General features: G+C 32.5%; 19 protein-coding genes. 8 read left to right on the plus strand and 11 right to left on the minus strand.

Annotated elements, in window-relative coordinates; translation table 11 throughout:
• Window positions 1-59: 59 nt before the first annotated feature.
• Window positions 60-1988 carry a M1 family aminopeptidase gene (locus IM755_RS02685; protein WP_194093500.1) on the minus strand — a complete coding sequence of 643 codons (1929 nt, stop codon included), beginning with the start codon at window positions 1986-1988 and terminating at the stop codon, window positions 60-62.
• 243 nt (window positions 1989-2231) lie between these two features.
• Between IM755_RS02685 and serS the strand changes: the two genes are divergently transcribed.
• The 7 genes from serS (at window position 2232) to IM755_RS02720 (ending at window position 9927) form a co-directional block, all read left to right on the plus strand.
• Window positions 2232-3503, plus strand: coding sequence for a serine--tRNA ligase (serS, locus tag IM755_RS02690; RefSeq protein ID WP_194093501.1), 1272 nt, complete (start codon window positions 2232-2234; stop codon window positions 3501-3503).
• 74 nt (window positions 3504-3577) lie between these two features.
• Complete coding sequence (locus tag IM755_RS02695) at window positions 3578-5353, plus strand: tetratricopeptide repeat protein (protein ID WP_194093502.1); 1776 nt, start codon at window positions 3578-3580, stop codon at window positions 5351-5353.
• Between the two features lie 127 nt (window positions 5354-5480).
• Window positions 5481-5807, plus strand: a complete 327-nt coding sequence (locus IM755_RS02700; RefSeq protein WP_194093503.1) for a DUF4286 family protein — start codon at window positions 5481-5483, stop codon at window positions 5805-5807.
• Between the two features lie 9 nt (window positions 5808-5816).
• Complete coding sequence (locus IM755_RS02705) at window positions 5817-6128, plus strand: hypothetical protein (protein ID WP_194093504.1); 312 nt, start codon at window positions 5817-5819, stop codon at window positions 6126-6128.
• Window positions 6128-6907, plus strand: a complete 780-nt coding sequence (gene rsmA, locus IM755_RS02710; RefSeq protein WP_194093505.1) for a 16S rRNA (adenine(1518)-N(6)/adenine(1519)-N(6))-dimethyltransferase RsmA — start codon at window positions 6128-6130, stop codon at window positions 6905-6907. The genes IM755_RS02705 and rsmA overlap by 1 nt, the downstream gene beginning before the upstream one ends.
• On the plus strand, window positions 6897-8249 hold the full coding sequence (gene mgtE, locus IM755_RS02715; RefSeq protein ID WP_194093506.1) for a magnesium transporter: 1353 nt from the start codon (window positions 6897-6899) through the stop codon (window positions 8247-8249). Before rsmA ends, mgtE begins: the two co-directional genes overlap by 11 nt.
• Before the next feature lie 67 nt (window positions 8250-8316).
• Window positions 8317-9927 (plus strand): DUF4139 domain-containing protein, encoded by a 1611-nt coding sequence (locus IM755_RS02720; RefSeq protein WP_194093507.1) that lies wholly within the window; start codon window positions 8317-8319, stop codon window positions 9925-9927.
• A 73-nt stretch (window positions 9928-10000) separates the two neighbouring features.
• Here IM755_RS02720 and IM755_RS02725 read toward each other — a convergent pair whose 3' ends face one another.
• The 3 genes from IM755_RS02725 to IM755_RS02735 form a co-directional block, all read right to left on the minus strand.
• Window positions 10001-11041 carry an aldo/keto reductase gene (locus IM755_RS02725; RefSeq protein WP_194093508.1) on the minus strand — a complete coding sequence of 347 codons (1041 nt, stop codon included), beginning with the start codon at window positions 11039-11041 and terminating at the stop codon, window positions 10001-10003.
• Between the two features lie 102 nt (window positions 11042-11143).
• Complete coding sequence (locus IM755_RS02730) at window positions 11144-12109, minus strand: OmpA family protein (protein WP_194093509.1); 966 nt, start codon at window positions 12107-12109, stop codon at window positions 11144-11146.
• Between the two features lie 27 nt (window positions 12110-12136).
• Window positions 12137-12898, minus strand: a complete 762-nt coding sequence (locus tag IM755_RS02735) for an exodeoxyribonuclease III (protein ID WP_194093510.1) — start codon at window positions 12896-12898, stop codon at window positions 12137-12139.
• A gap of 195 nt (window positions 12899-13093) precedes the next feature.
• Between IM755_RS02735 and IM755_RS02740 the strand changes: the two genes are divergently transcribed.
• Window positions 13094-14884, plus strand: a complete 1791-nt coding sequence (locus IM755_RS02740; RefSeq protein ID WP_194093511.1) for a GNAT family N-acyltransferase — start codon at window positions 13094-13096, stop codon at window positions 14882-14884.
• A gap of 30 nt (window positions 14885-14914) precedes the next feature.
• Here the strand turns inward: IM755_RS02740 and IM755_RS02745 are convergent, their stop codons facing one another.
• The 7 genes from IM755_RS02745 to IM755_RS02775 form a co-directional block, all read right to left on the minus strand.
• Window positions 14915-15388, minus strand: a complete 474-nt coding sequence (locus tag IM755_RS02745) for a DUF2752 domain-containing protein (protein WP_228063879.1) — start codon at window positions 15386-15388, stop codon at window positions 14915-14917.
• Window positions 15354-15740 (minus strand): DUF4234 domain-containing protein, encoded by a 387-nt coding sequence (locus tag IM755_RS02750; protein ID WP_194093512.1) that lies wholly within the window; start codon window positions 15738-15740, stop codon window positions 15354-15356. Before IM755_RS02750 ends, IM755_RS02745 begins: the two co-directional genes overlap by 35 nt.
• A gap of 79 nt (window positions 15741-15819) precedes the next feature.
• Entirely contained in the window at window positions 15820-16773 is a 954-nt protein-coding gene (locus IM755_RS02755) for a 2-hydroxyacid dehydrogenase (protein WP_194093513.1), read from the minus strand.
• 72 nt (window positions 16774-16845) lie between these two features.
• Window positions 16846-18081: a murein hydrolase activator EnvC family protein gene (locus IM755_RS02760; protein ID WP_194093514.1), complete on the minus strand. Its 1236-nt coding sequence runs from the start codon at window positions 18079-18081 to the stop codon at window positions 16846-16848.
• A gap of 46 nt (window positions 18082-18127) precedes the next feature.
• Entirely contained in the window at window positions 18128-18892 is a 765-nt protein-coding gene (locus IM755_RS02765; RefSeq protein ID WP_194093515.1) for a DUF4292 domain-containing protein, read from the minus strand.
• Window positions 18893-20233 (minus strand): tetratricopeptide repeat protein, encoded by a 1341-nt coding sequence (locus IM755_RS02770; RefSeq protein ID WP_228063880.1) that lies wholly within the window; start codon window positions 20231-20233, stop codon window positions 18893-18895.
• Window positions 20234-20260: 27 nt separating this feature from the next.
• Window positions 20261-21271: a sugar phosphate nucleotidyltransferase gene (locus tag IM755_RS02775; protein WP_194093517.1), complete on the minus strand. Its 1011-nt coding sequence runs from the start codon at window positions 21269-21271 to the stop codon at window positions 20261-20263.
• Window positions 21272-21298: the final 27 nt, after the last annotated feature.

The following is a 21298-nucleotide window of genomic DNA, read 5'->3' on the forward strand; positions in this document are numbered from 1 at the left end:
TATTTAAACGACAAAAGTAAGGTTTTCACCTTACTTTTCATCAATATTTTATTTTGGAACTATTTTTTTATAAAATTTTTATGAATTGCACCTTCCGAAGTCGTGATTTTCATAACATGCATACCCGAACTTAAATTGTCAATTCTGAAATCTGTTGTTTGATGTGTTGCCAATAATTGTCCTAAAGTATTATAAATTTCTACTTTTTCTAATTGTGTTGTGGTCGGCATCATAATATGCAATTCGTCATTTGCAGGATTTGGGTAAACCGAAATTGTTTGTTCTAATTCGAATGATTCATTTGATAATGTTACCACATTATTTTTAGAAATAATATGCTTGTTAGGGTCAAATGTTACTCCAGCCACAACAAACGGAACTGGCACTACAAATTCTTGATTATTAACGGTGTTGTTTACAACCACATCATGATTTACACCTCCAGCACTTGTTAGTCGAATTTCTAAAGGCATTTCAAAAAAAGAAACTGACGCATGCGACTGTGTTTGACTTACTGTAATTTTTGCCTGACCAGCACCCCAATTTTGAGCCGTAATGGTATATGTAGGATAGCCTTGCATGTAAAGCCAATCGTTAAAGAATTCTGAAAGACTACTTCCATGAACTGCTTCTAAATGTCCTTTTAAATTATTTGTAAATGCATATCCATAAGCTAAATTTGAATCAGACAAATAATTACGTAAAGCTTGGAAAAAATTTGCATCCCCCATTACCCATCTTAGCATGTGAGTTACCATAGAACCTTTATTGTAAGACAATCTACTACTAAAAATACGATTTACATCAAGTGCTTCAGCATCTGTTAAATAAACTGCACCAGATGTTGAAGATGTAATACTAGAAATCTTACCACTTTTCCAAGAAACAAAACTAGCAGCACCATCTAATTCTTCAACCATAATTCCTGCTGTGTATTCTGTTAGCCCTTCGTTTAACCAAATATCTTTCCAAGAACCACAAGTAATTTTATCACCAAACCACTGATGACCCAATTCATGAGCGATTAAACTTCTACTCCAACCTCCCATTGAAGAAATTGTTGCATGTTCCATTCCACCACCCCAACCAAATTGCACATGACCATATTGTTCATTTCTGTATGGATAAGGGCCAAATTTGGCCTCAAATACATTCATAATAGGAGCAGTAACATCAATTGCCGTTCTTGTTGCAGCTGTATTACTTTCAGGGTACAAATAATTGTTAATTGGGAAAAATGGGCTCTCAGCTGTTCCTAAACCTGCTTGAATATTATAGGTTGTGTAATTAGTTACATTTAACGAAATCAAATAAGCAGGTATTGGATAATTGTGTCTAAAATGTCGCGTTGTATTTCCTCCTGAAGTAACTGTACTTTGTAACAATCCATTAGAAACTCCAATATAAGTATCAGGGCAAGTAATATACATGTCAAAGCTTCCGATTTTATCATTCAAATCCTGCTTACAAGGCCACCAATCTCTAGCTCCAAATGGCTCAGAAAGTGTATAAATTACAGGCGTTCCACTATGCGTACTTCTTGTAAAAGCTCCTTCTGCTTGCGGAGGTGAACCTGCATAAGTAATTTCAACTGTTGCACTATTTCCTGTTGTTAATGTTGAAGGCAAATTAATATTAAGCTCATAGTTACTTTGATTAAAAGTAAGACTAGTACTATTCATTGTTACCGAACTCACTACTAATGCCGTTGCCATATCAAAAGTTACAACATTCATATTTGACAAGGCTGTAAAAGTAGTTTTTACCACACCATTAATGTAAGGTGTTGTATTATTTGGATTTACTGTAAATCGAAATTCATGATAGGTAACATCATAATTCAGAGTATTGGGATTAATTCTGAGATTTTGAACCGAAGAAGCCGATTTCATTTCCGCCTCTACCATTCTATCAAATTCAGCGTTATCTGTTTGGGCAAAACTGATAATACTAAAAAAGAACAATAAACTTAAAGTAATTTTTTTCATTTTTATGTAGGTTATTAAATTGGGGGCTAATATCTATACTAACTAAATTTCGTATTCTTTTATAAATTTGATTTAAAATTATGAAATTATACAAAAATTAAGCGAATATACAATAATATCTTTATTTTAAACTTAGTTTCCATGAGAATTTACTCAATTCATAAAAACACTCCAGCGGTTATATTTTTTATACATTATCTAAATTCAATTCATTAAATTTGCATCTTTAAAATCCTATATATTATGTTACAGATAGCGTACATTAGAGAAAACAAAGACGAAGTAGTAAAACGATTAGCTAAGAAAAACTTAGATGCTAAAAATGCGATTGAAGAAGTCATCGCATTAGACGAAAAAAGAAGAGCAACTCAAGCAGAATTAGATACTATCAAATCCGAGTCAAATAAGCTATCCAAAGATATTGGTGATTTAATGAAAAGTGGCGAAAAAGCAAAAGCTGAAATCTTAAAAGAAAAATCAGTTCAACTTCGTGAAAAAGACAAAGAATTGACCGAAGTATTGAATACACATGCCGCTAAATTACAAGAAGAATTATACAAATTACCTAATTTACCAGCTGACATCGTTCCAGAAGGGAAAACACCTGAAGAAAACTTAAACGTGTATCAAGAAGGTGAAATCCCAAAATTACACGAAGGCGCTTTGCCTCACTGGGAATTAGCGAAAAAATACGATTTAATTGATTTCGAATTAGGAGTTAAAATCACAGGAGCAGGTTTTCCAGTTTACAAAGGGAAATGTGCTAAATTACAACGTGCTTTAATCACTTATTTCTTAGACAAAAATACCGATGCTGGTTACTTAGAATACCAAGTTCCTCATATGGTTAACGAAGCTTCTGGTTTTGGAACTGGTCAATTACCAGATAAAGAAGGTCAAATGTACCATGTAGGTGTTGACGATTTGTATTTAATCCCAACAGCTGAAGTTCCAGTAACGAATATCTTTAGAGATGTATTGTTAAACGAAAATGATTTACCAGTTCTTTGCACAGGATACACGCCATGTTTCCGTCGTGAAGCGGGTTCGTATGGTGCTCACGTTCGTGGACTAAATCGTTTACACCAATTTGACAAAGTTGAAATCGTTCGTATTGAACACCCTGACAAATCTTACGAAGCTTTAGATGGCATGGTAGAACACGTAAAAGGAATTTTACAAGAACTAAAATTACCATATAGAATTCTAAGATTATGTGGTGGTGATATGAGTTTTGCTTCTGCTTTAACGTATGATTTTGAAGTGTATTCAACAGCACAAGAGCGTTGGTTAGAAATTAGTTCGGTTTCTAATTTTGAAACTTTCCAAGCAAATCGTTTAAAATTACGTTTCAAAGACAAAGAAGGTAAAAACCAATTGGCACACACGTTGAACGGAAGTTCATTAGCGTTACCAAGAGTATTAGCTGGAATTTTAGAGAACTACCAAACACCAGAAGGTATCGTAGTTCCTGAAGTTTTAAGAAAATATACTGGATTTGACATCATTAACTAAACGTTAATCTTTATAAAATAATGTACTAATTTGACGCTAAAAAGTGTTACTTTAGTACATTATTTGTTTTATTTATGTTGCAAAAAATAGCTTTTTTCATTTTGTTTTTGTCCTCGTTTTGGGTTTCGGCACAGAATGAGCAATTGGCATTTAATTATATTGATGCTGGAGAATACGAAAAAGCTGCAACCATTCTTGAGGAAGTTTACACAAAAAACAAACATTTATATTTGGACAAACTTTTGTATTGTTACCAACAGTTACAACAATATGATAAAGCGTTAAAATTTATAAATGAATTAAAGCCTAAAAACAACAACCCTACTCTTTTAGTAGAAGAAGGCTATGTTTATCAACTACAAAAAAGACAGTCTGAAGCCGATAAAAAATATCAAGAAGCCCTTAATGAAATTGATAAAAATGCCAATTTTGCATACAATTTAGGAAGTGTTTTCGAAAGAAAAGTATTATTAGAATGGGCATTAAAAGCCTATGAAAAAGGTCAAAAATTAAACCCAAATCTAAATTTCGATTACCAAATCGCCATGATTCAAGGGCAATTAGGTAATTTGGAATTGATGCTAAATAAATTATTAGATTATGGTTTCAACACTCCTGACGGAACTCCAATGGTTCAAAATCAGTTGACTCGTTTTTTAATGGATGATACCGATGGTTCTTTTGCTGCGACTATTCGAAAAAACTTATTGCTAAGAACTCAAAAGTCGCAGGATGTATATTGGAACCAATTTTTGAGTTGGTTTTTTGTACAACAAAAAGAATACGGAAAAGCGTTTGTTCAAGAGAAAGCAGTTTATAAGAGAAATCCTGAAACCATTTATAATATAATAATTTTAGGAAAATTAGCTATCGAAGAAAATCAGCACGAAGATGCTAAAACTATTTTTCAATTTATCTTAGATAATTCAACCGACCCGCAACTTCATCTTGAAGCTTATGATTTTCTTTTATCTTCTCGTATAGAAAATGCTCTTCCTAATGAATATCAAGAAATATATAATAGTTTGAATAACGTTTTAGGAAAGTATCATCAAAATCCTTATCTAACAAAAATTGTTTTACTAACTGCTAGATTTGAAGCATTTTATTTAAATAATTCTGAAGCTGCAAAAAAAAGGCTTAATGATTATTTAAACAATACTTTAAACATCAGAGAACAATCAAAAGTTAAAATGGAATTGGCCGACATTATGGTGTATGATGAAAAATTCAATCAAGCCATTTTGTATTATGCGCAAGTAGAAGACAATTTGAAAAACGATGTTTTAGCTCATGAAGCCAGTCTAAAATTAGCAAAAGCCAACTTCTATAAAAAAGATTTCGATTGGACATTGCAACAAGTGAAAGTCTTGAAACAATCGCCAAGTTTATTAATTGCAAATGATGCAATTGAAATGTTTTTGCTAATCCAAGACAATTCTGCCGAAGACAGTTTACGAGTTGCACTTCAAGCCTATTCAACAGCCGATTTAAAATCGTATCAGAATAAAAAAGAAGAAGCGCTTCAACTCTTTTTAGCCATTTTACAAAAACACAAAGGCGAAAGCATAGAAGAAGGAACCTTATTCAAGGTCGGGAAAATTTACGAAGAAAAAGACGATTTCAACAAAGCTTTGACATATTATCAGAACATATTGGACAATCACAAAGACGGAATTTATAAGGATGAAGCTTTATTCTTTTCGGCAGAGATTTATAGAAAACATCTTTTAGACAACGAAAAAGCAAAAGCATTATACGAAAAAGTAGTTTTAGAACATCCCGATAGTCTGTATTACACCGAAAGCAGAAAGCAATACAGAATGTTGCGTGGTGATTCAACGATTTAAGATTAACCACAAAGTACTTAAAGAAAGCAAAAGGTACACGAAGATTTTTTTAATTATTCCAATTTTTTTAAATCTGTGTTCCAAAATTGATTTTTGAAATTGTACTTGAACTTGAAATTTATTAAAAATGATTATATACAACGTAACCATAAACGTAGACGAAAGCATTCATTCCGCTTGGTTAAAATGGATGCAAAACAAACATATTAACGATGTTTTAGCAACCGGTTTATTTACCAATGCTAAAATGGTAAAGGTTTTAGTGGAAGAAGAAATGGGAGGCACCACCTATGCCGTTCAATATTTTACCGATTCTAGAGCGAAATTAGAAGACTATTACAAAAATCATGCGCCAAGATTACGCCAAGAAGGTTTACAACTTTTTGCGGACAAAATGTTAGCTTTTAGAACGGAGTTAGAAGTAATGGAAGAATTCTACGGAGAAACGAATTAATTTGTTTAGATGAAAAAAGAACTATCAACATCAGAGATAATAATTAAAGGACATCTTTGGGTAAACCTTCCAATTACAATTTTGATAATTTCTGGATTCTACATAATCCATGAATATCTTAAACAAAGTTTCAATATAGCATTAATTGGAGGAATTGTAATTGGTTGGACATATTGGAGTTTTTCAGTAAAACGTTGGATAAAATGGGCATTAACAAATAATGTTGATTCAGAAAAATTATACAAAATTGGAATAAGAAATCTTCTGATTTGGTCTAGAAACGATATAAAACAAGTAGCTGATAAGCTAAATAAAGAATAATGGAAAAAGTAACCGCAAAAAAACACTTAGGACAACATTTCCTAAAAGACGAAAGCATCGCAAAGGATATTGCCGACACACTTTCGCTAGAAGGCTATTCTAAAATTTTGGAAATTGGTCCAGGAATGGGTGTTTTAACCAAATATTTATTGGACAAACCAACCGAAACCTATGTAATTGAAATCGATAAAGAATCGGTGGAATATTTGGGCGTTCATTATCCTAAATTAGAAAATCATATCATTTCGAAAGATTTTTTAAAATACAATTTAAACGAAGTTTTCAATGGTGAACCTTTTGCTATTATTGGAAATTTCCCGTACAATATTTCAACTCAAATTGTCTTCAAAACGTTAGAAATGCGTGATCAAATCCCAGAATTTGCTGGAATGTTTCAAAAAGAAGTAGCCGAAAGAATTTGCGAGAAAAAAGGTAGCAAAACCTACGGAATTCTATCAGTCTTAGCCCAAGCATTTTATGAAGCAGAATATTTATTTACAGTTCCGCCAGATGTTTTCAATCCGCCACCAAAAGTAGATTCTGGTGTAATGCGATTAAGAAGAAAAGCAGATTATTCGTTACCATGTGATGAAAAATTATTCTTCCGAGTAGTAAAAACTGCTTTTCAACAACGAAGAAAAACATTGCGAAATAGCTTAAAAACATTCAATTTTTCTGATAATTTAAAAGAAGATAGTATCTTTGACCTGCGTCCGGAGCAACTTTCGGTAGAACAATTTATTGAAATCACCCAAAAAATAGCAGCCGATGGAGTTTAAAATCAGCAGAGAGTTTCTAACTGAAATAGAACAACTTATAAGTGAAAACAAGTCGCAAGAATTACTTTTGCTTCTTGAAGATATTCACTTTGCTGATATTGCCGAAATCATGGAAGAACTCGATGATTATGGCGCTTCTTACATTTTTAACACCTTAGATTCTGAAAAAACAGCCGAAATTCTTCTCGAATTAGATGAAGAAGTTCGTGAAAAAATCTTGCGCAATTTATCTCCAAAAGAAATTGCAGAAGAGCTTGACGAATTAAGCACAGACGACGCTGCCGACATTATTGCCGAGTTACCTCAAGACAAAAAAGAGCAAGTAATCTCTGAATTAGAAGACGTTGAACACGCAAAAGATATTGTTGACTTATTACGCTATGACGAGGACACCGCTGGTGGTTTGATGGGAAAAGAGCTGGTAAAAGTTAACGAAAATTGGAACGTTTTAACGTGTGTAAAAGAAATGCGTGCACAAGCTGAAAATGTTTCAAGAGTACATTCTATATATGTAGTTGATGATGAAGAGCGATTGAAAGGACGTTTGTCATTAAAAGATTTATTGACTACCTCAACAAAAACACCCATTAGCGAAGTTTACATCAAAAAAGTAGATTACGTAAAAGTAGACACGAAAGATGTAGAAGTTGCGCGAATCATGCAAAAATACGACTTGGAAGCTATTCCGGTTGTAGATGAATTAGGTCGCTTAGTAGGTAGAATTACCATTGATGATATTATTGATGTCATCAAAGAAGAAGCCGACAAAGATTACCAGTTAGCAGCCGGTATTTCGCAAGACGTTGAAGCCGATGACAGCATTTTGGAACTGACAAAAGCACGTTTGCCTTGGTTAGTTTTAGCTTTATTTGGGGGATTTATTTCGGTACACGTTTTAGGGATTTTTGAACCTGTAATGGACTTGCACCCTGAATTATTTTTCTTTACACCGCTAATTGCTGCGATGGCTGGAAACGTTGGAGTTCAATCTTCTGCAATTATTGTACAAGGTTTGGCAAACAACACTATTATTGGACCAGTTGTCGAGCGTTTATTAAAAGAACTTTCCTTAAGTTTACTTAACGGAATTATTCTTTCTGCAATTTTACTTTTAGGAAGTTACTTTTTATTAGGATACGAAATTCATGTTGGTTACACAGTTTCAATTGCGCTACTTTCAGTAATTATTATGGCATCGTTAATTGGAACTTTTATTCCAATTATCTTAAACAAATACGGAGTTGACCCAGCGCTAGCAACGGGTCCGTTTATTACGACAAGTAACGATATCTTAGGGATTTTGACTTATTTTACAATTGCTAAGATTATTTTGGGAATTTAATTTCACTCACTTCCCAACCTTTTCCATTTTATTTCACTCTATACTATAAACACTAAAGTTTATAGAGATGAAAAAAATATTCGTTTTAACCTTGTTCTGTTTTTCAGCAATGGTATTTGCTCAAAAACCAATTTTTACTTCAGCAAAAATTAAAAGCGCTACAGTTTATAGCAATTCGGCTGAATTATTACAATCGGCTGCAGTTACACTTCCATCTGGAACCAGCGAAATTGTAATCAAAAACGTAGCGGATTATGTAAATGAAAACACCATTCAAATTGGTGCTCCAGCTAATGTTACCGTTTTGTCGGTTCAGTTTACACGAAATTTTATTTCGGAATATGAAATCGACGAAAGTAATCCTGCAATCAAAAAAGTTCGTGATAGCATTGCCATCATTGAAAAAGAAATGGGCAAAATCGCCAATGAAAAAGTTTCTTATTCCAAAACGATTGATTTATTAGATAAAAATCAAAACGTTGCTGGGCAAAACTCAGGTTTAAATGTTACCGAATTAATCAAACTAGTAGATTATTACAGAGCCAAAAGAAATGAATTGAGCAATTTGGTTGATGTCCTTATTGAAAAAGAAAACAAGTTAAAAGACAAACTATCAAAACTGAATTCTAAATTAGAATTGAATACCCAAAAACAAGAAAAAACCTCACAAGGAAAATTGGTTATACAAGTAATGACGGATGCAGCAAGCTCAGTAAATCTTGACATTAATTATTTAACCAATAACGCTTCATGGTCGCCATTTTACGATTTGCGTGCCGACAACATCAACTCGCCAATCAACTTAATGTATAAAGCAAAAGTGGTGCAAAACACAGGAATCGATTGGAAAAAAGTAAAACTGACACTTTCGAGTGGTAATCCAAATCAAAACAACACGGCTCCGATTTTACAAGCTTGGTTTTTGAGATTTGGCTATCCAAGAGTTTACAATAATAGTAATACGGCCATAAATTCATTACAAGGAAGAGTGTCAGGACTTGCTCTGAACGATGATAAATCTTATAAAGAAGAATCCTCAATCTCAAATTACACAACAATCAACGAAAACCAATTAAATGTTTCTTTTGATATTGATATTCCATATGATATTTTATCGAATGGAAAAGCGCATAGTGTAGCCTTAAAAGATTTGAAATTACCTGCAACATATAAATATTATGCGGTTCCAAAAGCAGAAAAAGAAGCTTTCTTATTAGCTGAAATTAGCGAATATTCTAAATTCAATTTATTACCTGGTGAAGCAAATATAATCTTCGAAGGAATGTATGTTGGTAAAACAATGATTAACCCAAATCAAACTTCAGACACGTTGAATTTGAGTATGGGAAGAGATAAAAAAATTGCTATCAAACGTGAAAAAATCGCAGATAAATCAGGAACTAAATTCTTATCAGGTTATAAAGAACAAACGTTTACTTATGATATCACCGTAAAAAACAACAAAAAAGAAGCAATTGAAATGTTGTTAAAAGATCAATATCCAATCAGCACCGATAAAGAAATTACCATCGAATTGCTAGAAAACGGAAAAGCAAAAGTAAATGCTGAAACGGGAATTCTAACCTGGGATGTAAAACTTAACGCTGGAGAAACTAAGAAATTCAGAATCAGTTATAAAATCAAATATCCAAAGGATAAGTTTATAGATAATTTGTAAATCAGTGTTCAGTGTTCAGGAGTAAGTGTTCAGTATATAACTGATTACTTATAACTGAACACTGATTACTTTTTTAAGGCGCTGGATTCGGAATTAATTCCTGAATTTTCTCAATTTCAGCTACAATTTCGTCTGATAAAATGGTGTCAAAAGCTTGAATGTTTTCTTGCAATTGTTCCATATTAGTAGCACCAATGATCGTTGAAGTCACAAATTTTTGACGGTTTACAAAAGCAATCGCCATCTGCGTTAACGTTAATCCGTTTGCTTCTGCTAATTCTTTGTATAATTTGGTTGCTTTGAAGCAATTTTCATTGGTATAACGAACGAAATTTGGAAACAATTTCATACGAGAATTCTCCGGATAACCATTTAAATATTTTCCAGATAAAAATCCAAAACCTAATGGCGAATACGCTAACAACCCAACATTTTCACGCATTCCAATTTCTGACAAACCAACTTCATATAAACGATTCAATAACGAAAAAGGATTTTGTATTGTGGAAATTCTTGGCAAACCGTGTTTTTCACTTTCCATTAAAAAACGCATAACACCCCACGGATTTTCATTAGAAACCCCAATATGTTTAATTTTTCCTTCTTTAATTAATCCGTCATAAACTGTTAGTACATCAAAAATATTGTCTTGCCATTTGGTATCAATTTCTTGAACACCGCGCTTTTGAAACATGTTCATCACACGTTCTGGCCAATGCATTTGATACAAATCGATATAATCGGTTTGCAGATTTTTTAAACTTAATTCTACCGCTTCGTGAATACTTTTTTTGGAAAAATCTAATGGTTGACGAATGTATTCCATTCCTCTATTTGGTCCAGCTATTTTTGTTGCTAAAACTAATTTCTCACGTTCCGAAGCACCAATTTTCTTAATCCAAGTTCCAATGAAACGCTCGGTACTTCCAAAGATTTGAGCATTTCCACCAATTGGATACATCTCAGCAGTATCAATAAAATTGATTCCTTTTTCAATAGCATAATCCAATTGAGAATGCGATTCACTTTCGGTATTTTGATTCCCAAAAGTCATGGTTCCTAAACAGATTTTACTGACTTTTAGTTCGGTATTAGGTAGTGTTGTGTAGTTCATTTCTGAATTTGAAAATTTAAAGTTCAAAGTTACAAAGTTTAAACCAAAGAAAAAGGCTTGAATTTAGAACTCAAGCCTTTTTTATCAATCTTTTATGAAATGTTATAGGTCATTCAACATTTTAGAAATCTCATCTAACTTAGGTGTTAAGATAATTTCGATTCTTCTGTTTTTTGCTTTTCCTTCAGCTGTTTCATTACTCATTAAAGGCGCATATTCACCACGACCTGCAGCTGTTAAGTTTTCTTTTTTTACTTTAGCATTAGCCGATAAAATATTCACAATTGCAGTTGCTCGTTTTGTAGATAAATCCCAGTTGTTTTCCACTCCACCACCAATAGTACCAGTGATTTTATCGTTATCCGTGTGACCTTCAATTAAAACAGAAATATCTGGATTGTCACCTAAAACTTTCCCAACTAAATCCACCGCTTTTTTACCTTCAGAACCTACAGTCCAACTTCCCGATTCGAAAAGTAATTTGTTTTCCATAGAAACGTATACTTTTCCATCTTTTTCCGTTACCGTTAATCCTTTTCCTTCAAATGCTTTTAACGATTTAGATAAGGTTTCTTTCAGTTTTTTCATAGCCGCATCTTTATCAGCCATCATTTTTTCTAATTCAGCTAAACGTGCTGAAGATGCTTCTAAATCTTTTTTCAATTTATTTAAACGATCTTGTTCCGCTGCTAAAGCTTTTTGTTTTGCTTCTAACTCAGCTAACAATTGTCTGTTTTTATTAATATTGGCTTCTAAGGCATCGTTACTATCTTTTTCAAGAGCCGCATAAGACGCTTTTAAATTGTCTAAACTCTTTTTGGTTGCTGCATAATCAGCAGCTAATTTATCGCGTTCTGCCTTAGTTTTATCTAATTCCGATTGCAGTTTATTTTTATCCGCTTCTAACTGATTTTTGTCTGTTTTTAAAGTGGTGTTTTCATCCGATAAAGCGTTGTGTTCTTTCTTTAAATCCGCATATTTGTTTTCTAAATCTTGGTAGATTTTTTTAGAAACGCATGAAGTAGTTAAACTTAAAACTACACAAGCAAGGGCAATTTTTCTAATCATTATTTTCTATTTTTGATTAATTGATTCTTATTTAATTTCTACTAAAACTGGACAATGGTCAGAATGTTTGGCTTCTGGCAAAATTAATGCTCTTTGAATTTTATCTTTCAAAGAGTCGGCTGCCAAACAATAATCGATTCTCCAACCTTTATTATTATTTCGAGCATTGGCTCTGTAACTCCACCAACTATAATTATGTGGTTCTTTGTTTAAATGGCGAAAGGTATCGATAAATCCACTTTTCATAAAACCATCTAACCAAGCGCGTTCTTCAGGTAAAAATCCTGAAATTTTTGCATTTCTAATTGGATCGTGAATATCGATAGCTTCGTGACAAATATTATAATCACCACAAATTACCAAGTTTGGAACTTCTTTTTTCAACTCATTAACATAGTTTTGAAAATCGTCCATGAACATGAACTTATGCTCTAACCTATCAATATTTGTGCCAGATGGAAGATACAAACTCATAACTGAAACATCTTCAAAATCTACTCGCAAATTTCTTCCTTCAAAATCCATATGTTGAATTCCTGTTCCGAAAACCACTTTTTTAGGTTCAATTTTAGACAAAACAGCAACACCACTATATCCTTTTTTCTCCGCTGGAAAATAATATTGGTATGGATAACCTGCTGCCTCAATTTCTAATTTTGGAATTTGATCTTCGGTTGCTTTAATTTCTTGAAGACAAATAACATCGGGATTCGCTTGTTGCAACCATTCTAAAAATCCTTTGGTTATAGCTGCTCGAATTCCGTTAACGTTGTATGATATGATTTTCATTTCGTATTGTAGCTTTTGACCAAATATAGGAAAAAGGTTTTTAAAAATAAAGTTTAGAATCTAAGGAATTCATAATTTGCTAACTATCAGACTACTAAAAAACCTAACAAAATACCCTTTTTTATTACCCGATGAAAAGTGCTGAAAATTCAGCAAAATTCTTATCTTTGTTTCTTGCTCAATAAACAAAAATAAATGGGTTTAGTTACTGCTAAAGAAGTTGCAAAAGCGATAAATGCTGACAAATATGGGGTTTTCGGGACTTTCTCGGGCTGGTTGCTCATGAAAGTGCTTAAGATTTCTACGCTGAACAAAATTTATGATAGAAACAAACATTTGAGTGAATTGGAGTTCTTAAATGCTATTTTAGATGAATTCCAAATCAAGTTTGAAATCCCTGAAGAAGATTTAAAACGTTTACCAAAAGACGGCGCTTATATTACCATATCAAATCATCCACTTGGAGGAATTGATGGTATCTTACTATTGAAATTAATGCTTGAAAGAGAACCAAATTTCAAAATTATCGCCAACTTTTTATTGCACCGCATTGAACCGATGAAGCCGTACATCATGCCGGTAAATCCGTTTGAGAATCATAAAGATGCCAAATCGAGTGTAGTTGGAATCAAAGAAACATTGCGTCATTTAAGTGATGGAAAACCACTAGGAATGTTTCCTGCGGGAGAAGTTTCTACTTATAAAGATGGTAAGTTAGTCGTTGATAAACCTTGGGAAGAAGGTGCAATAAAAGTAATTAGAAAAGCACAAGTTCCAGTTGTACCTATCTATTTTCATGCTAAGAATAGTAAATTATTTTACTTCTTATCGAAGATTGATGACACGCTTAGAACAGCAAAATTACCAAGTGAGTTATTAACTCAAAAAGATAGAGTAATTAAAGTTCGTATTGGAAAACCTATTTCGGTAGCGGAACAAAACGAATATCAGGATATTGAAAGTTATGGCGATTTCTTACGTAAGAAAACCTATATGCTTTCGAATGCTTTTGAAGATGAAAGCAAAATTAATTTACCAAAATTAACGATTCCAAAACCTCCAAAGCAAATTGCTAAACCAGCCAATCACGAACAAATCCTGGAAGAGATGGCATGTTTAAAAAAAGGTGATTATCGCTTATTACAAAGTAAGAATTATGAAGTTTACTTCGTAACGGCTGATAAAATCCCAAACATTTTACATGAAATTGGACGTTTGCGCGAAATTACGTTTAGAGAAGTTGGTGAAGGAACCAACGAATCGTTAGATCTTGATGATTACGATAAATATTATCATCACATGTTTTTATGGGATGATGAAGCGCAATGTATTGCAGGAGCTTATAGAATGGGATTAGGTTCGCATATTTATCCTCAACACGGAATAGATGGTTTTTATTTACATGAATTGTTCCGTTTTGAACCTGAATTGTATGATATGATGAGTAAATCTATCGAAATGGGTAGAGCCTTCATTATTAAAGAATACCAACAAAAACCAATGCCATTGTTCTTGTTATGGAAAGGAATTGTTCACACAACTTTACATTATCCAGAACATAAATATTTAATTGGTGGCGTAAGTATTAGTAATCAATTCTCGGATTTTTCTAAATCGTTGATGATTGAATTTATGAAGTCGCATTATTACGACCCATATGTTGCGCAATACGTTCACCCGAAAAAAGAATACAAAGTAAAACTAAAAGACGCCGACAAAGATTTCGTTTTCAACGAAACCGAAGCTGATTTAAATAAATTTGACAAAATTATTGACGAAGTAGAACCAGGAAATTTACGTTTACCCGTTTTAATTAAAAAATACATCAAACAAAACGCTAGAGTGGTAGCTTTTAATGTGGACCCATTGTTTAATAATTCGGTAGACGGCTTAATGTACATCAAAATTGCCGATTTACCCGAAAGCACCGTAAAACCCGTTATGGAAGAATTTCAAGCGGAATTGGAAAGAAAAGAAAAAGGATAAAAAAAGGCTTACGAATTTGTAAGCCTTTTTTTATTTCCAAATACTTTGTTGCACAATATCATTCCAAGAATTTTCTTGAACAAAAAGAATTAATCTTATTATGTGATATCCAATTAGAAAAGCAGCTAAATAATAGGCTAATTTTCGATTATAAAACCATTTTCTAAAGTAGGTTTTCTTTGTTTTAAGTTCAACTAAAAAAAGAACGATAATAAAAAAACAAAAACCCACAACTAATGGTCCAAAAAGATGAAAACTCAAACTTTTGAGCAAATTTCCATCATAAAAATAAACAATTGATTTTGTGATTCCGCATGACGGACAAGGAAAACCTGTTGTAGCTTTTAGTGGGCAAAAAGACTGCTCTTTATCTAACGAATGATTGCTGTTTTGAAGCCATAAAAAAAAAGGTATTACAAGTGTTAAAATCGCACCTGTAATACCTAAAATTCTATTTAAAATAAATTTTTTAATTGTATAATCTATTAATATCTCCTTGAACAATCATAGCAGCTGCAAAAGGAAAAAACAAACCTAGAATAATTAATAAAGTAGATTGATCCTTATTTAATTCTCCTGTTCTTTTGTATACATTTGGCAAACCATCTTTACCTAAAACGTAATAAAAATATAAATTTACAGGTAAACAACATCCAGAGAAAACAGCTACTGGCGTAGAAATCACTTCTCTGTTTGACACTGCGTTTATAACTTCTGCTACTTTTATATTCCAGTAGATTAAATACAATCCACAAGTTATAAAACTTAATAATAACACCATAATTGGGTCAACTTTGAATACCGGAATGTTGTTGTTTGGCTGATTCCAAGTCTCTTGTTGGTTAGTTACTTCCATTTGTTTTTAGTTTTAGTTAGTTTTTACGAATATATAAAAATATTACATATAAGTCTAACTTGTCAAATTTTGTTACAAACTAATTTGCGTAAATAGCTTTTATTTTATCTACAATCGTTTGCGCTAATTTTTGATGACTTTCAAAAGTCCATCCTGCAATATGTGGTGTTAGTAATACATTTTCAGCTTGTAATAAATATTCGAAAGCGGCTGGTTTTTCACCTTCAAATAAAGTTTCGAAAGATAGTTTTTCGTATTCCAAAACATCTAAACCTGCGCCTAAAATTTTACCTGATTTCAATGCTTCAACTAAATCAGCTGTTACCACCGAATTTCCTCTTGCGGTATTAATCAACCAAAATGTTTTTTTAAATTGATTAATAAAATCAGCATTAATCATTTTATCAGTTTCGGGTGTCCAAGGTGTGTGCAAACTTAAAACATCAGCTCTTTCTTGAAGTTCAGATAATGAAACTTGAGTAGCATTACTATCTCCCATATTCGGCAAGATATCAAGACACAAAACGGTTACATCAAATCCGCGAAGTTTCTTTGCGAAAGATTTTCCCATATTTCCATATCCAATAATCCCAACTGTTTTCCCTTCTAATTCATGTCCGCGATTGGCTTCACGTTTCCATTGACCCGATTTTACTTCGTTATTGGCTTTGTTCAAGTTATTAAAAAGTGATAATAACATTCCGATAGCGTGTTCGCCAACAGCATTGGCATTCCCTTCTGGAGCCGCTATTAAATGAATTCCTTTCGCTGTAGCGTAATCACAATCGATACTTTCTAAACCAGCACCAACTCGTGCTATGAATTGTAAATTAATAGCTTTATCTAAAAAGGTTTTGTCAATTTTAAAACGACTTCTAATGACAATTCCGTGATAATTTTCAATTTTAGCTTCTACTTCTTGTTTAGATGAAGTAAAATCAGCTTCGTTTTGAAAACCGGCTTGTTGTAATTGTTCCCAAAGCAAGGGATGATTACTATCTATGTGAAGTATTTTAATTTGGGATAAATTCATGATTTTCTATTAAAATATAAAAGTACATAATTGATTCAAAAAAAATGAGGCCAATTTGACCTCATTCTTATTTTATAAGTTTAACCAAGATTCTGGATTTAGTGTTGTCGTATTTTGTAATACTAAAAACTTAATTACTGCATTTCCTGATGAATCTGTATGAATTTTTCCGATATTTTGTTTGATTGTCACTTTTTGTCCTTTGGTAACACTTACCGATGACAAGTTTAAGTAAACCGTAATAAAATCTCCGTGCTGAATATAAACTGCTTTATTATTTGCTGAAATTACCTGAACTTGTAACACTTCGCCACCAAAAACAGCTCTTGCCGAAGCACCAGGTTTAGTAGAAATTTCGACACCACTATTATGAATAGTCAAATTCTTATGAACTGGATGCGGTTGATCGCCATGTTTTAATGAAATATAACCATCAACTACTGGCCAAGGTAATTTTCCTTTATTCGCTTTAAAATTATCTGAAGCTACTTTCCCTTCTGCAGATAAAACAAACTTAGAAGCTGCAGTTGTTCCGGCTTTTGGAGCTGTAGTTCCTGACTTCTCTGCGTTACGTTTGTTAGCAGCAGCAATTTCGGCAGCAATTAATTTTTTAATTTTTGCATCAATATCTTTTGCTTCTTTTTGCTTTTTGGTAATCTCAGCTGCTAATTTCTTTTTATCTTTTTGTATCGACTTAACTAAGCGTTCTTGCTCTTGTTTTTCTTTTTCTAACTCTTGCTTTTCTTTTTCAGTTTGTGCTAAAACAACTTCTTTTTCCTTTTTGCTTTCAGACAAACGTTTTTCGGCTTGTAATAATTTTGTTTGCTTGTCTTTAATTTCTTCACCTTGCATTTTTCTGAATCCTGCATATTGTTTCATGTATTGGATTCGTTTGTAAGCTTGGAGGAAATTCTCAGAGGAAAGAATAAACATAATTCTACTTTGCTCGTTTCTACTTTTATATGATTTTACAATCATTTTTTCGTAGTCTTCTTTTAGCACTTTTAATTCTCTATTTAACTTGTTCATTTCTAACTGAGTTAAATAAATTTCATCGCTCAAAATTCGAGTTTGCTTTGCGGTTGTATTCAATAACTTTTGTCGTAATTGAATCAACTGTTTTTGCTGATTAATTTGGGTTAAAACCGATTTCTCTTTCTTCTTCTCGGTTTCTAAACGCGATTTATTTTCTGAAATTTCTTTCAGAATTTGTGCTTTGCGCTCTTCTAACTTTTGCTGTTCAGAAGGTTGAGCAAAACATAGGCTTGTAATGAAAAAGAAAAATACGATTTTAATGAATTGGTTCATGCAATAAGGATTTTTACAAAGGTAGTTTTTTTACTTAAATAAAAAATTAATTGATTTCAACCGCAGTGTAACCACTAGGTACTGAATAAGGATAACTCAAATTCTCATTAAATGTTGTGTTCTTATATTCAATATCAATTGCTATTTTGTCTTTTTGTTCCGCTTTAATATTGATTTCGTTTGGTAAAAACATACCTTTATCTTCTTTGTACGAAGGATAACGAATTTCTAAATTTCGGTTTTTACTAGCTTGATTTATCGTTTCTTTTTTCAACAAATAATTAGCGCCCTCAAAATAAAATTCTTTTGCAACATCAGAATCATTTGGCAACGACAACTTAAACATTTTCTCTACGACTTCAGAAATCCATTTATCTTTTGTTAAATCGTCAATTGCTTTCCCAAGAAATAAATTCTGTACTTTTTGAAAATCTAAATCAGTACCCAACCAATTACTTAACATACTAAAATCGCCTTCAAAATACGTATTATTTATTTTTTCATAATAACTTACTTTGGTTGGAGTAATCATTGCTTTTGCCATTGGAATTCCTAAGAACTTAATGTTTATCCAAATGATTTCGTCTTTTTTGATGCGAATATCGGCATTCATAGAATGAGATTGTTTCGCATCTTCGTATTTGGCGTTTGCTCTGATATTTAGCGTAGTAAAATCGTGTTCATTTTTATAATGACCATTGATGACTTTTGAAACTTCGGTATTTTCATTTGCAGCGGCTGTAGTAACGGATTGCTTTGATTTACATCCGATTAAAAAAACGATTAAAAAGGCTGATATAATTGACTTCATTTATTTTTGTAATTGCTTTAATTTGTTGGTATACGTTTCTTTTTTTGCATTATCATTCAAATTCTCGCAACTGATAATTAATTGTTTGTAAAAATTAACATTGAAACGATTGTTGTAAATTCCAGATTCTGACGGATTAAATTCAACAACAAAATCCAAGCCATTTTCTAAAATATTCTTTGCTTTTTTATATTCTTTAAGTTGATTGTATCCTAAACCGGCATAAAAATAAAACCCAACTTGAGTAGGAAATGACTCCAAATATTCTTCTGCTTTCTTAGTTACTGATTGAAAATCTTGCTTCTGAATTAAAACTTCTAAATTCAATTCCATAGCTTCTAGGTCATTGGAATTTCTTTTAATTCCTTTCTCAAAATATTTCGTCGCATTTTCTAAATCATTCTTTTTCCAGAAAAATTTTGCCACTTCTTTTGCTACATTAATTTCTTTGTCGTTATCAAAATACGGAATTGCTTTGTCAATATCTTTTAAATAAGTTGGATTTTTAACAGCAAAAATTAAAAACTCATTAAAAACACGATGTTTGATTTTTAAATCCATTCTATCGTTGTCCAAAACTTTGAACATCGATTTAGAAGCATTTTCACCATCGTTATTATTCAAATGGAATTTTACCAAACTTACGTGTGCCCAATCGGAATTTGGAATTTCTTTTTCCAATTGTTTTGCCACTTCAAAAGCTTTATCTTCTTGATTGAAACTCGTATACAAAACAATCAAATCGATATAATTTTGTTCTACTTTTGGATTCTTTTTAATCGCTTCTTCTAATTGTTCTTTCTGTGGTTTTGTATAATCATTCGATTCTTGAATCTTCAATTTATAGAATTCCATGGTGCTGGTCAACTTGGATTTCGATTCCATGTTTTTCAACAATTCCAAGGCTTTCGTGTGTTGATTTGTGTTCATGTAAAGCGATACCAAATCTTCTTTCATGTTAGCATCAAACTCAATTAATTTCTCTACAATAGGAATTGATTTTTGGTAATCTTTCGTTTGATAATACACGTCGTATAATCCGTTCCAATACCAACGTTGTTTGTTGTCTAACTCCACTGCTTTTTTGAAAGCATTTTCTGCATCAACATAATTTTTTAGGCTCAAATAATTCTTGCCTAATTCATATTGAAAAGAAGCATTTTTAGGTTCTTTTTCAATACATTTTTGAATCGCCACAATCGCTTTATCGTAATTTTCGATGCCGCGTTGTTTCACAGCTTCGTAAAAATTATTTTCCAATTGGTCATCCACCAAAGCAATTGTATCGGGGTTTTCTTGCGCGAACAAGTGATTCCCAAAACTAAAAAGCAGGAACGCCAAAAAAGCTATGTGTTTTTTCTTTATCATCTATTCTAAAACCGAATAATCTCCGATACTAATACTTGTAAAATTGCCATCAAAACTAGCATGATTTCCTATCATTGCGTTATCTAAATTGGCATTTTTAATATGTGCGTGAGTTTGAATCAAACTATTTTTTATAGTAGAATCAATCACGTGACATCCTTTCCCTAATGAAACATTTGGTCCAACCGTAGCATTAATCAACACTACATCTTCACCAATATAACATGGAGGAATAATAGTTGAATTCTCTAATTTCACATCGTAATCAACTAAATGTTCGCCATCGTTATGTAAAAAACCTAACATTCTTGTGTTGGTTTCTACTGTAACGTCTTTATTTCCACAATCCATCCACTCGTCTACTTGTCCTGGTACAAATTTCATGCCTTTTGCCATCATTTGTTTGATACCATCGTTGATTTGGTATTCGCCACCATGGATAATGTTGTTGTCTAACACCGATTGTAATTCGTTTTTCAACACCGCAATATCTTTGAAATAGTAAATTCCTATAACTGCTAAATCCGACACGAATTCTTTTGGTTTCTCTACTAATTCGATGATTTCGCCATTATCATTTAAGTTTACCACACCAAAAGCTTCTGGTTGATCCACTTGTTTTACCCAAATTACGCTATCCGCAGTAGTGTCCAAATCAAAATCGGCACGAATTAACGTATCCGCATAAGCAATAACTGCTGGACCTTCCAATGAATCTTTCGCACACATTATCGCATGACCAGTTCCTAATGCTTCGTTTTGATAATAAATCGTCCCTCTTGCGCCTAACTTTTGAGCAATCGCAATTAAATCTTCTTCTACTTTTTTACCAAAACTTTCATGAATAATAAAAGCTACTTCGTCTATTTTCTGATTTAAAACACCAGCAATATCTTCCACTAAACGGTGAACAATTGGTTTTCCAGCAACTGGAATTAATGGTTTTGGAACAGTTAAGGTATGTGGGCGAAGGCGTGAACCACGACCTGCCATAGGTACGATTATTTTCATGGTATCTTTTTATTTTAAACGCTAAGC

It is taken from the genome of Flavobacterium proteolyticum, from assembly GCF_015223105.1.
GTDB lineage: Bacteria > Bacteroidota > Bacteroidia > Flavobacteriales > Flavobacteriaceae > Flavobacterium > Flavobacterium proteolyticum.